Source organism: Micromonospora sp. DT46 (genome assembly GCF_049841735.1).
In the GTDB taxonomy this organism is placed as follows: domain Bacteria; phylum Actinomycetota; class Actinomycetes; order Mycobacteriales; family Micromonosporaceae; genus Micromonospora; species Micromonospora reichwaldensis.
On record NZ_JBNCKW010000007.1, the window covers coordinates 53,397 to 69,115 of the forward strand.

At 74.4% G+C, this 15,719-nt stretch carries 4 protein-coding genes; all 4 read right to left on the reverse strand.

Annotated elements, in window-relative coordinates; all coding sequences use genetic code 11:
* Positions 1-73: 73 nt before the first annotated feature.
* From dmpG to ACLQ20_RS20320, 4 genes are read right to left on the reverse strand one after another with little or no spacing between them, the layout of a single operon-like run.
* Complete coding sequence (gene dmpG / locus ACLQ20_RS20305) at positions 74-1,093, reverse strand: 4-hydroxy-2-oxovalerate aldolase (RefSeq protein ID WP_132240580.1); 1,020 nt, start codon at positions 1,091-1,093, stop codon at positions 74-76.
* Complete coding sequence (locus ACLQ20_RS20310) at positions 1,090-1,980, reverse strand: acetaldehyde dehydrogenase (acetylating) (protein ID WP_327028839.1); 891 nt, start codon at positions 1,978-1,980, stop codon at positions 1,090-1,092. Before ACLQ20_RS20310 ends, dmpG begins: the two co-directional genes overlap by 4 nt.
* Positions 1,981-2,040: 60 nt before the next feature.
* The gene (locus tag ACLQ20_RS20315) at positions 2,041-9,165 is read right to left on the reverse strand and encodes an amino acid adenylation domain-containing protein (protein WP_425857260.1); all 7,125 of its coding nucleotides are present in this window, start codon (positions 9,163-9,165) and stop codon (positions 2,041-2,043) included.
* Complete coding sequence (locus ACLQ20_RS20320; protein WP_425857565.1) at positions 9,162-15,680, reverse strand: amino acid adenylation domain-containing protein; 6,519 nt, start codon at positions 15,678-15,680, stop codon at positions 9,162-9,164. The genes ACLQ20_RS20315 and ACLQ20_RS20320 overlap by 4 nt, the downstream gene beginning before the upstream one ends.
* Positions 15,681-15,719: the final 39 nt, after the last annotated feature.

The window sequence follows — 15,719 nt, forward strand, 5'->3', positions numbered from 1 at the left end:
TGGTGCCAGCCCTTGGTGAGGTGGTGCCAGCGCTGCGTCGGGTGATGCGGGCCCGGAGGGCCCGCGTACCGGCTCAATGGCTCTGCTCGGCGGCCAGCGACATGGCGACCTCGATGATGGTGTCCTCCTGGCCCGCCACCACCCGGCGGTTGCCCAGCTCCAGCAGGATCCTGCGGGGGTCGACGCCGAAGCGGGCGCTCGCGCGCCGCACCGGCGCGGCGAACCCGGAGAACACGCCGGCGATCCCGCTGGCGATGGTGACGCTGTCGTTGGTGGGCACGTGCTTGACGAACCGCTCCTGTGCCACGTCGGCCGCGTCCAGCGCGCCGAAGAGCTGGATGTCGGTCTCGACCTGCCCGACGTGCAGGTTGGCCGCGACGAGCTCGATCGGTGCGTTGCCCGCGCCCGCGCCGAAGCCGCGCGCCGTGACGTCGACGATGGTGGCGCCTGCCTCGATCGCCGTCATGCTGTTGACGACCGACATGCCGAGGTTGTTGTGCGCGTGGAAACCGACCGCGATGTCGAGGTGCTCGACGAGTTCGCCGACCTTCTCGCGGACCTTCTCCGGCGTGTACGCGCCGGCGGAGTCCATCAGGATGACCGCCTCGGCGCCGTAGCCCTGCATGAGCCGGGCCTGTTCCAGCAGCTTCGCCGCGGAGGCCATGTGGCTCATCAACAGCATCCCCTTGACGGCGACGCCCATCGCCCGCAGCATCGTGACCTGCTGCCGGGTGACGTCCGCCTCGGTGCAGTGCGCGCCGACCCGGACCTCGTCCACGCCGTGGTCCAGCGCCGGCTTGAGGTCGCGCTCGACGCTGGCGAACCCGGGGATGGACAGCACGCCGAGGCGGGCGGTACGCAGCTCTGCCTTGGCGGCCCGCAGCATCTCGGCGTCGCTGAGCGCGGCCATGCCGACCTGGATGGAGGAGGCGCCGAGGCCGTTGCCGTGGCCGACCTCGACGACGTCCACCCCGGCGGCCTCGGCCGCCCGCGCGTAGGCGCTGATGTCCGCGCGACCGAGTTGGTGGCCGACCGCGTGGTTGCCGTCGCGCAGGGTCGTGTCGCAGATGCTGAGTTTCGGTGCGCCGCTCATGACCGCCGCCGTTCCGCCCGGGCCTCCGCGACCGCGAGGGCGGCGCAGGTGATGATGTCGAGGTTGCCGGCGTAGCGCGGGAACCAGTCGCCCCGGCCCTCGACCTCCACCGTGATCGTGATCCGGTCCCCGACGGCCACCGGCGGGACGACGACGCGGTAGCCGGGGACGTACGACCTGATCTGCTTCTCCATCATGGCGACGGACGCGCGCAGGGCGTCCATGTCGATCCGTTCGGCGGTCGTCACCGCGATCGAGTTGCGCATGACGATGCCGGGCTCGGCGGGGTTGATGACCAGCACGGTCTTGGTGCGTCGCACGCCGCAGAACTCGATGGTCGCCTGCTCGGTGGTGTGCACGTACTCGTCCAGGTTGGCCCGGGACGCGGGGCCGACGGTGGCCGAGGCGCTGGCCGAGACGATCTCCAGGTAGTCGATGCCCTCCGCGGCCTCCGCCATGCAGTGGGCCATCGGGACCGCCGCCTGGCCCCCGCAGGTGACCATGCTCAGGTACTGCTCGTCGAGGCAGTCGTCCAGGTTGAGCGCCGGTACGCAGAACTTCCCGAGGTGCGCCGGCGTGAGGTCGACGAACGGCAGCCCGGTGGGCGCGACGACCGACCAGTGGCGGGTGGCGTCGTCGGCCGAGGTCGCGTCGCAGACCAGGTCGATGTGCTCGGCCCGGGCGGTGACCGCGTCGATGCCGGCCACGCTGGTCGGCACCCCGTGCCGCTCGGCCAGCTCGATCCCGGGTGATCCGGCGCGGCGCCCGGCGAACAGGACGCACTCCAACAGGGGGGACGCCTCGACCTTCAACAGCAGGTCCGTGCCGATGTTGCCCGTGCCCACGATGGCCACCCGTAGGGGTGGCGGGCTCGTGTGGGTACTCATCCAGTTCTTCCTCTCGTCCGGCCGCGCACGGCGGGCGCGGCCGGCATCCGTGACAGACGGTCAGCCCTCACCCAGCACGTCGGCGATGACGCGGGCGAGCGTGGTGACGTGCGGCGGCTTGATGACGCTGAAGTGGTCACCCGGCACCCGGTGCACCCGCACGCCGCCGGTGCAGAGCTCCTCCCAGCGCGCCAGGTAGTCCGGGTAGCTCTGGCCGGAGGTGACCTCGTGCTGGCCGTCGGCGAGTTCGTCGCTGACGATCAGTTCCAGCCGACCCGGCCAGGGCCGGTGCCGGTACTCGACGTCCACCTCCATGACCTCGCGCCAGATCCGTACCTGCCGCGGCCACGAGTCCCCCACGCCGCGCTCGGGCAGCGCGATGCCGGTCTCCTCGTCGATGTCGTCGACGAGGTGTTCGAGCAGGTCGAGGATCTCCCGGCGGCGTTCCGGCGTGTCGGCCTCGTCGCCACCGGTGCCCACCTCGTGCAGCAGCGACTCCAGGCGGCGGATCAGGGCGAGTTCGTTCCAGGCGTCGGCGCGGGTGTGGATGTCCAGGCCCGGATCGAGCAGGATCAGCGTCACCTCGTGCCCGTCCTCGACCAGCCGGTGGGCCATCTCGCTGGCGATGCCGCTGCCGCCGCACCAGCTGAACAGCCGGTACGGCCCGTGCGGTTGGGCCCGGCGGAGTTCGTCGCCGTAGCGTTCGGCCATCTGCGCCGTGGTGGGCGTGCCCCCCGGGTGCGGGCCCGGCCATTCGAACGCCGCGACCGGCTGGTCCGGGGGCAGGTGCGGGGCGAGGCGCAGGTACCAGTGGGCGCTGCCGCCACCGGGGTGCACGCAGAACAGCGGGGGCCGGCCGTCGCCACCGCGCCGCAGCCACATCATCGCGCCGGCCGTCGCCGCCGGGTCCTGGAGTGTCGCGGCCAGCCCGGCGACGGTGCGGTGTTCGACGAACGAGCCGAACGTCAGCTCGTAGCCATGCCGGCTGCGCAGCGTCGCGGTCAGTCGCATCATCGCCAGCGAGTGGCCGCCGAGGGCGAAGAAGTCGTCGTGCACGCCGATCCGCTCGATGCCGAGCGCCTCGCTCCAGGCGGTGGCGATGTGCCTCTCGACGTCCGAGCGCGGCGCGACGTACTCGACGTCCGTCACCGGCCGCGAGCCGTCCGGCGCCGGGAGGGCGGCCCGGTCGACCTTGCCGTTGCGGGTGTACGGGAAGTCGTCCACGGCCAGGTAGTGGTGCGGGACGAGGTGCTGCGGCAACCGCTCCCGCAGGTGGTCGCGCAGCTCGGCCGGGGACGCCGCGGTCGCGTCCGCGGGGCGGGTGTAGGCGACGAGCGAGGCGTCCGGGGTGCCGGCCCGGTGGACGGCGACCACGGCTGCGGCGACCGCCGGGTGGGCGGCGAGGGCGTGCTCGATCTCGCCGAGCTCGATCCGGAACCCGCGGACCTTGACCTGGTGGTCCCGGCGCCCGTGGAAGTGCAGGGTGCCGTCGGGGTCCCGGGAGACCACGTCGCCGGTGCGGTACATGCGCTCGCCCGGTCGCGACGCGTACGGGTCCGGCACGAACCGCTCGGCGGTGAGCGCCGGCCGGTTGAGGTACCCGCGCACCACTCCCGCCCCGCCGAGGAGCAGTTCCCCGCGTACGCCGGGAGGCAGCAGGCGCATTTCGTCGTCGACGACGTAGGCGCGCACGTTGTCCAGCGGGAGCCCGATCGGCGGCGGTGCTGTGTCCGTGGCCCGCAGCTCGGCGATGGTGGCGACGACGGTGGTCTCGGTGGGCCCGTACGCGTGCAGCACGCGGACCCGGTCGGCCCACCGCGCCGCCTGCTCGGCCGTGCACGCCTCGCCACCGGTGACCAGCACCCGCAGGCGCGGGAAGTCGGCCGGGTCGAGGCGGTCCAGCAGCGGCGGCGGCAGGGTCATGTGGGTGAGTTCGGCCGCGTGGCGGCGGAGGTCGCCGGGGTCGGCGTCCGGCGGGGGCAGCACCAGCGCCGCGCCGTTGGCGAGGGCCAGCAGGATCTCCCAGACCGAGGCGTCGAAGCTGGGCGAGGCGAACTGGAGCACCTCGTCGCCGGGCCGCGCTTGCAGGACCCGCCGCTGGGCGTGGCAGAAGTTGAGCACGGCGCGGTGGGTGACCGCGACGCCCTTGGGCCGCCCGGTGGAGCCCGACGTGTAGATGACGTAGGCGAGGTTGTCCCCGCTGAGCCGTGCCGTCGGCGGGTAGGCCGCCAAGGGCCGGCCGTTCGCGAGGTCGGCGACCAGCACCGTCGCGGTCGTGCACGGCAGGCGCGGGGCCAGGTCGCCGTCGGTCAGCACGACCACGGGCGCCGCGTCGCGGACCATGTCGCCGACCCGCTCGGCGGGATAGGCGGGATCGAGCGGCAGGTACGCCCCGCCGGCCTTGAGGACCGCCAGCATCGCGACGACGAGGTCGATCCCGCGGGGCAGGTGGATGCCGACGACCGTGTCGGCCCGGACGCCCAGCTCTCCCAGGCGCGCGGCGAGCCGGTCGGACCGGTCGTCGAGCTGCCCGTAGGTGAGCGTGGCGTCGCCGTGCCGTACCGCCACCGCGGCGGGCGCGGCGGCCGCGCGCCGGGCGACGAGGTCGTGGACGAACGGGGTCGCCGGGAACGGCTCGACGGGCTGGTGCGCCTCGACCGCCCAGGCCCGGTCGGCGGCGCTCAGGCCGACGTCCGTGTCGCCGTCGGGGTCGGCGGCCATCGCCTCCAGCACGTGCCGGTAGGTCCGGGCCAGCAGTTCGAGGTACGGCCGGTCGATGTCGGCGGGCCGGGCGCCCAGCCGCAGGACCCCCGGGAAGGTCCACACGTCCAGCCCGACGCTGCTCGGGCTGAAGTCGTCGACCATCCCGACCGACTCGGCGGAACCGTCGAGCACGTGGAAGTCCAGGTACGAGAAGCCGACCCGCAGCAGTGGCGAGCCGTTGCCCCACTGGCGTTGCATGGCCGGCAGCGGGTAGCGGCGGTGCGGCCAGAGGCGCGCCTCGCCGGCGAAGACGGCCTGCACCAGGGCCCGCCAGGTGCGGGCGGAGGTATCGGCGGCGAACGGCACGGTGTTGAGGTACATGCCAAAGACCTCGTCGCCGCGCAGCCGCTCGGGCCGGCCGTTGCACAGCAGGCCGGTGAAGAAGCGCTGCCGGCCGGTGACGACGCTCAGCACCTTGAGGTGCGCGGCGTGCAGCACGCTCTTCAGGGAGGTGCCGGCGGCGGCGGAGAGCCGGCGCAGTGCGGGCCGCAGGTCGGCCCACGGCACCTCGACGACGTTCGCCGGGGCGTCCGACCCGGTGCCCCACTCCGGCGGGAGTTCGAGCCGGTCCGACCCGGCCACGGTCGCCGCCCAGAAGCCACGGTCCGTCGCCGAGGCGAGGGACGCGCGTTCGCGGGCGACGAGGTCGGCGAAGCGCACCGCCGGCGGTGGCGGCAGGGCGGGCCGCTCGCCCCGGCGCAGCGTCCGGTACAGCGAGATCAGCATCGCCACCGTGGAGGTGTGGCTCCAGCCGTCGAGGATCGCGTGGCTCTCCGAGTGGGTCAGCCGCCATTCGCAGTCGCCGAGCTGGTGCACGTGGTAGCGCAGCAGCGGCGCCGTGGTGATGTCGAACGGTCGGACGCGCTCGGCCCGCAGGTGTGCGCGTACCGCCTCCTCCTGCTCGTCGGGCCGCAGCCCGCGCAGGTCGTCGTAGCCGATGGGCAGGTCGACCGACGCGTGGACGAGCTGCATCAGCTCGGAGTAGTGGGACAGGTCGAACGACGTACGCAGGATCTCGTGCCGGTCCGTGAGCAGCCGGCCGGCCTCCCGCAGCGTGTCGAGGGAGAAGGGCTGCTGGTCGGTGATCCCGTAGCAGGAGACGTTGCGGTAGACCGGCCGGTCGCCGCCGGAGAGCATCTCGAACAGCATGCCCGCCTGGTTCTGGGTGATCGGATAGGCGTCGACGAGCCCGTCCGGCAGCCGGCTGCGGTCCGCGTCGCCCACCAGCGCGAACCGGCCGACGGTCGACTCGGTCTCCTCGTCCGGCCCGGTCCGCACGGCCACGCCCGCCAGCTCGGCCACGCTCTGGTGCGTGAACAGGTCCTGGACCGACACGGTGAGGCCGGCCGCGCGCAGCAGCCCCACCATCCGGATCGCCCGCATCGAGTCGCCGCCGAGCAGGAAGAAGCTCTCCGTCACGCCGACCGTGTCGAGGCCGAGCGCCACGGCGAACGCGTCGGCGATCCGCTTCTCGGTCTCGTCGCGCGGGGCGACGTGGCCGCCGCCCGCCGCGCCCGACGCCGCCTCGGGTGCCGGCAGGGCGCGGCGGTCCACCTTGCCGTTGGCGGTCAGCGGCAGGGCGGGCAGGATCGTCCAGCGCGCCGGGACCATCGCGTCCGGCAGGCGGTCGACCAGGTACGCGCGCACCCGCTCGACGGTCTCCGGCCCGACGAGGTAGCCGACGAGCTGCTCGTCGTGGACGGCCACCGCCGCCGCGGTGACGCCGGGAGCCTCGTACAGCAGGGCCTCGACCTCGCCGAACTCGACGCGCTGGCCGCGGATCTTCACCTGGTGGTCGATCCGGCCCAGGTACTCGATGCCGCCGTCGGGACGGTAGCGGGCCAGGTCACCGGTGCGGTACAGGCGCCGCCCCGGCGCGGCGGCGAACGGGTCGGGAACGAACCGTTCGGCGGTCAGCGCGGCCCGGCCCAGGTAGCCCCGGGCGAGCTGCACGCCACCGATCAGCAGCTCGCCGGGCACCCCGACCGGCACGGGCTGCCCGGCGGCGTCGACGATGTGGGCGGTGGTGTTGGCGATCGGGCGGCCGATGGTGACCGGCTCGCCGGGCTCGCACCGCGTCGCGGTGACGTCGACCGCGGTCTCCGTGGGGCCGTACAGGTTGTGCAGCTCGCAGCCGATCCGCTCGTGCACCCGCTCGGCCAGGTCGGGCGGCAGCGCCTCGCCGCTGCAGATCAGCCGCCGCAGGGACGGCAGCGCCCCGACGGGCTCGGCCAGGAAGGCCCGCAACATCGACGGTACGAAGTGGACGGTGGTGATCCCCTCCGTGCGGATCACGTCGGCCAGGTACGCGGGATCGCGGTGCCCGCCGGGGCGGGCGAGGACCAGCGTCGCGCCGGTGATCAACGGCCAGAAGAGCTCCCACACCGACACGTCGAACCCGACCGGCGTCTTCTGCAGCACCCGGTCCGAGGCGTCGAGGCGGTAGGCGTCCTGCATCCACCGCAGGCGGTTGACGATCGCGCCGTGCTCGATCAGGGCGCCCTTGGGCCGGCCGGTCGACCCGGAGGTGTAGATGAGGTAGGCGGCGTGCCCGGGCGTGATCTCCGCCGACGGTTGCGGGTCGCCGTCGGCGGAGTTGTCCTCCTCGGCGGCGGCCAGGAAGTCCTCGTCGACCACGAGCTGGGCGCCCGAGTCGCGCACCATGAAGGCGCGCCGCCGCGCCGGCAGGTCCGGGTCCAGCGGCAGGTAGGCGGCGCCGGCCTTCAGGACCGCCACCAGCGCCCGCATCAGGTCCAGGCCGCGCGGCAGGCAGACGGCCACGACGGACTCCGGCCCGACCCCGGCGTCGCGCAGACGCCGCGCGAGGACGGCGGCCTCGGCGTGCAGCCGGCCGTACGACAGTTCCGCGCCGTCGAAGCGCAGCGCGACCGCGTCGGGCGTACGGGCCGCCTGCGTGTCCAGCAGCCCGGTCAGGGTGTGCCGGGGGTGGTCGACGGCGGTGTCGTTCCACGCCGCGAGTTGGGCGGTCTCGGCGTCGGTGAGCAGGGGCAGCCGGGTGACCGGGGCGTCCGGGTCGGCGACGACGGCGCTCAGCAACCGCTGGTAGTGCCCGGCCAGCCGCCGCACGGTCGCGTCGTCGAACAGCGCCGTCGGGAAGTCCACCCCGCCGGAGAGGGAGCCGTCCGCCTCCTCGGTCAGCCCGAGCGTCAGGTCGAACTTCGCCGTGGTCGGGCCGGCGTCAAGCTCCTCCCCCACCAGGCCACCCGCGTCGAAGCCGGCCGACCCGCCCTCCTGGAAGAGGAACATGGTCTGGAACAGCGGGTTGCGCGACAGGTCGCGTTCCGGGGACAGGGCGTCCACGATCCGCTCGAACGGCACGTCCTGGTGGGACTGCGCGTCCAGCACCGCCTCGCGGACCCGGGCCAGCACCTCGACGAAGGTCGGCTCGCCGGACAGGTCCGTCCGCAGCACCAGCGTGTTGAGGAAGAGCCCGACCAGGCCGTGCGTCTCCAGGCGGTCCCGGCCGGCGGCCGGGGTGCCCACCGCGACGTCGGTCTGCCCGGTGTGGCGGGCCAGCAGGAGCTGGAACGCGGCCAGCAGCACCATGAACGGGGTGGCGTTCGACGCCCGGCCCAGGTCACGCAGCCGGCCGGCGAGGGCGGCCGGCACCGTGAACGTGACCAGCCCGCCGTCCGGGTTCCACACCGCTGGCCGGGGCCGGTCGGTCGGCAGTTCCAACGGCGTCAGCCCGGCCAGCCGGTCCCGCCAGTGGTCGAGCTGCCGGTCCAGCCGGTCCCCGGCGGAGCGGGTCCGCTGCCAGACCGCGAAGTCCGCGTACTGGATGGGCAGCGGGGTCAGCGGGGAGGGCCGGCCGGCGACGAACGCGTCGTACAGGGCGGCCAGTTCGCGCAGGATGATCCCCTCGGACCAGCCGTCGGAGGAGATGTGGTGCATGGTGAGCGCCAGGGCGTGCTCGTCCCCGGCGAGGCGGACCAGCCGGGCCCGCAGCGCCGGGCCGGCGGCCAGGTCGACCGGGTCCGGCGTGCCGAGCAGCGCGGTGAGGCGCTGCCGGGCCGTCTCCCGGTCGGTGTGGCCGAGGTCGGTCGTCGTCAACTCGACCGGGGCGGGCGGGTCGACGACCTGTGCCGGCTCGCCGTCGACGACGACGTACCGGGTCCGCAGGATCTCGTGCCGGGCGACCAGTTCGGTCAACGCCCGGCGCAGCGCGTCGGCGCGCGGCGTCCCGCGCAGCCGCAGGCCGACGGACATCAGGTAACCGGTGCCGCCGGGATGCAACTGGTCGAGCACCCAGAGCCGGTGCTGCCCGAAGGAGAGCGGCAGCGGGCCGGTGCGGGGCGCCGGGGCGATGGTGTCGGCGCGGCGGGCCCGACCGGCACCACGCAGGCGCCGCTGGAGCAGTTCCTGTCGCGGGGACGCGCTCGGGGTGTGGCTGGCGGTCACAGGTTGCCCTCCTTCAGCAGTTCCGCCACCTCGGCGTCGGAAAGCCGTGAGATCTCGTTTTCGATGGCCGTGTGCACCGCGTCGGCGAGGTCGGCCACGGTGGTCTGCTCGAACAGCAGGCGCAGCGGCAGGTCGAGGTCGAAGCTCTGCCGCAGGTGCGCGAGCACCCGGGTGGCGAGCAGCGAGTGACCGCCGAGGTCGAAGAAGTCGTCGTGGACGCCGACCCGGTCGACCTCCAGCACGGTGGCCCAGATGTCGGCCACGGCCTCCTCCAACGGGGTACGGGGTGCCTCGTACGCCCGGCCGAGGTCGGCGCGCACGGGTGTCGGGGCGGGCAGTGCCCGGCGGTCGACCTTCTTGCTGGTGGTCAACGGCAGTGCGTCCAGCACCATCCACTGGGCCGGCACCATGTAGTCCGGCAGCCGGTCGCGCAGGTGGGCCCGGAGTTCGCCGACCGCCGGCGGGGTGCCGTCCCGGCAGACCAGGTAGGCGACCAGGCCCTTCTCCCCCGGCTGGGTCTCGCGGGCCACCACCGCGACCGCGCGGACCGCCGGGTGCTCGGCCAGGGCCGACTCGATCTCGCCGAGCTCCATCCGGAAACCCCGGATCTTGACCTGCTGGTCGATCCGGCCGAGGAACTCGATCGTCCCGTCCGGCCGGTACCGGACCAGGTCGCCGCTGCGGTAGAGCCGGCCGCCGGGGGCGTCGCCGAACGGGTCGGGCACGAACCGGTCGGCGGTCAGTGCGGGCCGGCCCAGGTAGCCCCGGGCCAGCCGTACCCCGCCGAGCAGCAGCTCGCCGGGCACCCCGACCGGGACGGGGTCCAGGTGTTCGTCGACCACGTAGGTCCGGGTGCCGGGGACCGGGCGGCCGATCGGCAGGGCCTCGTTCCGCTCGCCGGGCGGGTCGCCCGTGACCGGGTGCAGCAGGCAGGTGACGGTGGCCTCGGTCGGGCCGTAGTTGACCAGGAACCGGCCGGGCAGTCCGGTGGCCGCCCAGCGCCGGGCGTCGGCGACGGTGACCACGTCGCTGCCGACGTTCATCAGCTTCAGGTGCCGCAGCCGTTCGTCGCCGGCCGGCAGGGCGTCCATCACCTCCCGGTAGTAGGCGGGGGTGATCTCCATGTGGGTGATCCGGTGCCGGGCGAGCCGGTCCGGCAGCTCAGCCGGGCTCCAGAAGACCGGGTCGCTGACCACCAGGGTCGCCCCGGCCAGCAGGGTGGCCATCATGCCGTCCATCGCCACGTCGAAGGTGAGCGCGGAGAGCAGCACCACCCGGTCGCCGGGTGCGATGTCGTACGCGCGGGCGATGACCTCGCAGTGGTGGGCGTACGCGCCGTGCGGGATCATCACGCCCTTGGGCCGCCCGGTGGAGCCCGAGGTGTAGATGACGTAGGCGAGGTCGTCCGCTCCGGTCGACGGGTCCGGCGCGGTGCCGTCCCGACCGGCGATCACCGCCCGGTCGGCGTCCACGGCGACCACGGTCACCCCGTCGGCGGCGACCCGGTCGGCGAGGCTTTGCTCGGTGACCACCACCGCGGCCCTCGCGTCGGCGAGCATGAAGCGCAGCCGCTCGGTGGGGTGGTCCGGGTCGACCGGGAGGTACACCCCGCCCGCCTTGAGCACCGCGAGCAGCGTGACCACCACCTCCAGGCCGCGTTCCAGGCAGACCGCGACCGGGACCTCCGGGCGCACCCCGAGCCCGCGCAGGTGGTGGGCGAGCCGGTTGGCCCGGGTGTCCAGCTCGGCGAAGGTCAGCCGCCGGCCGTCGAACTCCACCGCCACGACGTCCGGGTGCTGCCGGACCCGCCGGCCGAACAGCTCCACCACGCCGGCGCCGGCGGCCTCGGCGGCGCGCAACGGCCCGGCGGGCGCGACCGGCTCGCCGGCCAACGGCCCGAGGAGGTACGCCCGCTCCGCGCCGGTGGGCAGGGTCAGGTCACGCAGGGCGGTTCCCGGCGCGGACGCCACCTGGGCGAGCAGGTGCAGGTAGTGCCCGGCCATCCGCTCGATGCCGGGGCGGTCCCAGAGCGCGGTGGCGTACTCGAACCAGCAGCGCAGCCGGCCGTCCGGGTGCTGCTCCACGGAGAGGGTGAGGTCGAACTTGGCCACCGGAACGGAGCTGTCGACGTGCTCGATGGTGGTCGGGCCGAGGGTCGCGGTCATCCGCTCCAGGTGTTGCAGTTCGAACATCACCTGGAACAGCGGATTGCGGGACAGGTCCCGGTCCGGCCGCAGCGCGTCGACCAGCCGCTCGAAGGCGACGTCCTGGTTGCGGAACGCGTCCGTCACGGTGCGGCGCACCTGGTCGAGCAGGACCGGGAAGGGCTGGTCGTCGACCAGCTCGGCGCGCATCACCAGGTTGTTGACGAAGAAGCCGAGCAGGTCCTCGGTCTCCTGCCGGGTCCGGCCGGCGACCGGGGTGCCGACGGCCACGTCGTGCTGCCGGGCGTACCGGCCGAGCAGGACCTGGAAGGCCGCCAGCAGCACCATGAACAGGGTGGCGCCCTCCCGGTTGCCCAGCTCGGCCAGCGCCCGCCCGACGTCGGTCGGCACGTCGACGACGACGTTGTCACCGGCCGGGTCGCGCAGCACCGGGCGGGGCCGGTCGGTGGGCAGCTCCAGCGGGGTCGACCCGGCCAGTTGCCGGGACCAGTAGGCGAGCTGCGCGTCCAGCTCGGGGCTGTCCTGGCGGGCCGTCTCCCAGGCCGCGAAGTCCGCGTACTGCACGGGCAGGTCGGGCAGTGCGGTGGCCCCGCCGCCCCGCGCGTATCTGCGGTAGAGGGTGTCGAGTTCGCGCAGGAGAATGTCCATCGACCAGACGTCGAACGCGATGTGGTGCATGGTCAGCGCGACCAGGTGCTCGTCGCCCGCGACCCGGATCACCTGGGCCCGGATCGGGCGTTCGGTGGCCAGGTTGAAGGGCCGGCCGGCCGCGACCCGCAGCAGCACCTCGGCACCGTCGACGACGTCCGGTGCGCCGCTGAGGTCGACCAGCTCCCACCCGACCGGTCCCGGCGGGTCGACCACCTGCACCGGCTCGCCGTCGACCGAGTGGTAGCGGGTACGCAGGATCTCGTGCCGGTTGACCACCGCGTCCAGCGCCCGCCGGAACACCGCCACGTCCAACGGGCCGGTCAGCCGCATCGAGATCGGGATCAGGTATTCGAGGCTGCCCGGTTCGAGCTGGTCCAGGAACCACAGCCGGCGCTGGCCGAGGGAGAGCGGCAGCTTCCCGTCCCGCGTCACCGGCCGGATCGCCGCGTCGGCCGGCTCGTCGGTGGACCCGGCGCCGGGGCGGGCCTCGTCGACCAGGGCGGCGAGTTGGGCGACGGTGGGGGCGGTGAAGAGCTGCCCGACGGTCAGCTCCACGTCGAGTGCCCGGCGCACCCGGAGCACGCCCCGGATGGCGAGCAGGGAGTGGCCGCCGAGGGTGAAGAAGTTGTCGTCCCGGCCGACCCGCTCGACGCCGAGCAGCTCGGCCCAGATCCCGGCGACGCTCCGCTCGGTGTCGGTGGCCGGCGGCAGGTACCTCCGGTCGGCGCCGGGGCGGGGGCCGTCGGGCGCCGGCAGGGCCGCGCGGTCCAGCTTGCCGTTCGCGGTCAGCGGGAGGGCGTCCAGGCTGATCACGGTGGAGGGGACCAGCGCGGCGGGCAGCCGGTCGGCGAGCGCGTCGCGCAGCCCGTCCGGATCGATCCGGGCACCGGCGGCGGGGACCACGTACGCGACCAGCTCCGCGTCGCCCGACGACGGCCGGTGCAGGGTCACCACCGCCGCGTCGACGGTGGGGTGCCGCCGCAGGGCCGCCTCGACCTCGCCCGGCTCGATGCGTACCCCGTGCAGCTTGACCTGGTGGTCGAGGCGGCCCAGGTACTCCAGGCTGCCGTCGTCGCGCCACCGGGCCAGGTCCCCGGTCCGGTACAGGCGCTCCCCCGGCGTGCGGCCGTACGGGTTGGGGGTGAACTTCTCCCCGGTCAGGGCGGGCCGGCCCAGGTAGCCTCGCGCCAGGCCGACCCCGCCGAGGCAGAGCTGACCGGCCACCCCGACCGGCACCGGCCGGTCGTCGGCGTCGAGGAGCAGGACGCCGCAGCCGGGCAGCGGCCGGCCGATCGGCACGGTCCCGGTCCCCTCGTCACCGCGGTAACGCCAGGCGGTCGCGTCGATGGCGCACTCGGTGGGGCCGTAGGTGTTCCAGACCTCCACGGGCAGCAGGGCTTGAAGCTGCTCGCAGAGCGCCGCCGGCAGCGGCTCCCCCGCGGAGCAGACCAGCCGCAGCGCGGCACAGCCGGACAGGTCGGTCTCGTGCAGCAGCACCCGCAGCACGGACGGCACCAGTTGCAGCACCGTGACGCCGTGGGCCCGCATCGCCCGCAGCATCGCGCCCGGGTCGCGGTGGGCGTCCGGGGCGGCCAGGACGACCGCGCCGCCGCTGACCAGTGGCGCCAGGAACTCCCACATGGAGGCGTCGAAGCCGAGGGCGGTCTTCTGGAGCACCCGGTCGGCGGCGGTGAGCCGGTACTGCTCGACCGACCACAGCACCCGGTTGCGGATGCCGGCGTGGGTGACCACGACGCCCTTGGGCCGGCCGGTCGATCCGGAGGTGTACATGACGTAGGCGGCGGCGTCGGGGTCGGTGGCCGGCAGCGACACCGTCGCGGTGCCGTCGCCGCGACCGGCCCCGGCCCCGGTGTCCGGGCCGGGGCCGGTCCCGGTGTCGCCCTCGGCGTCGGTCCCGGTGTTGTCAGCGGCGTCGACGAGCACCACCGGGGCGTCATTGGCCGACAGCAGGCCCCGCAGGGCCGACTCGGTGACCAGCGCCGACACCCCGGCGTCGGCCGCCATGAACTCCAGCCGGTCGACCGGCTGGTCGGGGGCGAGGGGCACGTAGACGCCGCCGGCGAGCAGCACCCCGAGCAGCGCGGTCACCAGGTCCGGCCCGCGGTGCACCGCGACCCCGACCGGGGCGCCCACGCGAACGCCGACGGCGTGCAGGTGCGCGGCGAGCTTCCGGGCGCGGCCGGCCAGCTCGGCGTAGCCGACCTCGGTGCCGTCGTCGGCGACCAGCGCGGTCGCGTCGGGGGTCGCCGCCGCCTGGGCGAGGAAGAGTTCCGGCAGCCCCGGGCCCGCGGGCCGGTCGGCGCCCCGGCCCCACTCGCCGAGCACCTCGCGGCGCTCCCGGGGGGCCAGCAGGTCCAGCTCGTCCAGGGGGGCCTGGCCGGCGGCGACGACGGCGGCCAGCAGGTGCAGGTAGTTGGCGACCATGCGGTGCACCCGGGGGCCGTCGAACAGCGCGGTGGGGAAGACCACCTCCCCGTGGTACGAGCCGTCCGGTCGCCCGACCAGTTGCAGGGAGAGGTCGAACGCGGCCGAGGTCCACGAGGTGGGCTGCTCGGTGACGGTCAGGCCGGGCAGGGCGAAGGCGGCCCGGTCGGCGTTGTGCAGCCCGAACCCCACCTGGAACAGCGGGTTGCGGGACAGGTCCCGTTCCGGGGACAGCTCGGCGACGATCCGGTCGAACGGCACCTGCTGGTTGTCGTAGGCGTCCAAAGTGGTGCTGCGGACCTGCTCGAGCAGGTCGAGGAAGCACGCCGGGGCGGCCAGGTCGGCCCGGAGCACGACGGTGTTGACGAAGAGGCCGATCAGGTCCTCCAGCTCGACCTCGTGCCGCCCGGCCACGGACACCCCGACCGCCACGTCGGTCTGACCGGCGTACCGGCCGAGCAGGAGCTGGAAGGCGGCGAGGAAGACCATGAAGGGGGTGGCGCCCCGGTCCGCGCCGAGCCGGGTCAGGGCGGTCGCCAGGTCCGCCGGCACGGTGAAGGTGAGGCCGTCGCCGGCGGCCCGCCAGTGCGCGGGCCGGGGCCGGTCGGTCGGCAGGTCGAGCGGGCCGAGCCCGGACAGCCGCTCCCGCCAGTAGCCGACCTGGGCGTCGACGTGCGGCCCCGACAGCCAGTTCTCGCGCTGCCAGGCGGCGAAGTCCGCGTACTGCACGGGCAGCGGCGGCAGCGGGCTGGGCCGGCCGGCGACGAACGCCCCGTAGAGGGTGTGCAGTTCCCTGGCGAGCACGCCCCAGGACCAGCCGTCGAAGGCGATGTGGTGCACCACCAACAGCAGGACGTGGTCGTCGCTCGCGCAGCGGATCAGCCGGGCCCGCAGCGGTGCGTCCTTCCGCAGGTCGAAGGGGGTGTCGAGGGTGGCCTCCAGCACCTCGTCGAGGCGGCCGTCCCGGTCGCCGGCCGGCGAGTCGCCCAGGTCGACGAGGTCGACGTCGACCGGGCCGGGCGGGTCGATCACCTGCACGGCACGTCCGTCCACCGTGTCGTACCGGGTCCGCAGGATCTCGTGTCGCGCGCTGATCCCGCTCAGCGCGGCCCGCAGCGCCGTGGCGTCGAGCGGGCCGCGCACCCGTACCGCCTGGTGCAGGAGATACTCGCTGGCACCGGAGCGCAGCTGGTCGACGAACCAGAGCTGCTCCTGCGCCGACGACACGGCGTGGCCGCCCTCGTGATCGGACAGCACCGCCCCGCCGGTGCCGACGTACCGGCTGTCGCCGTC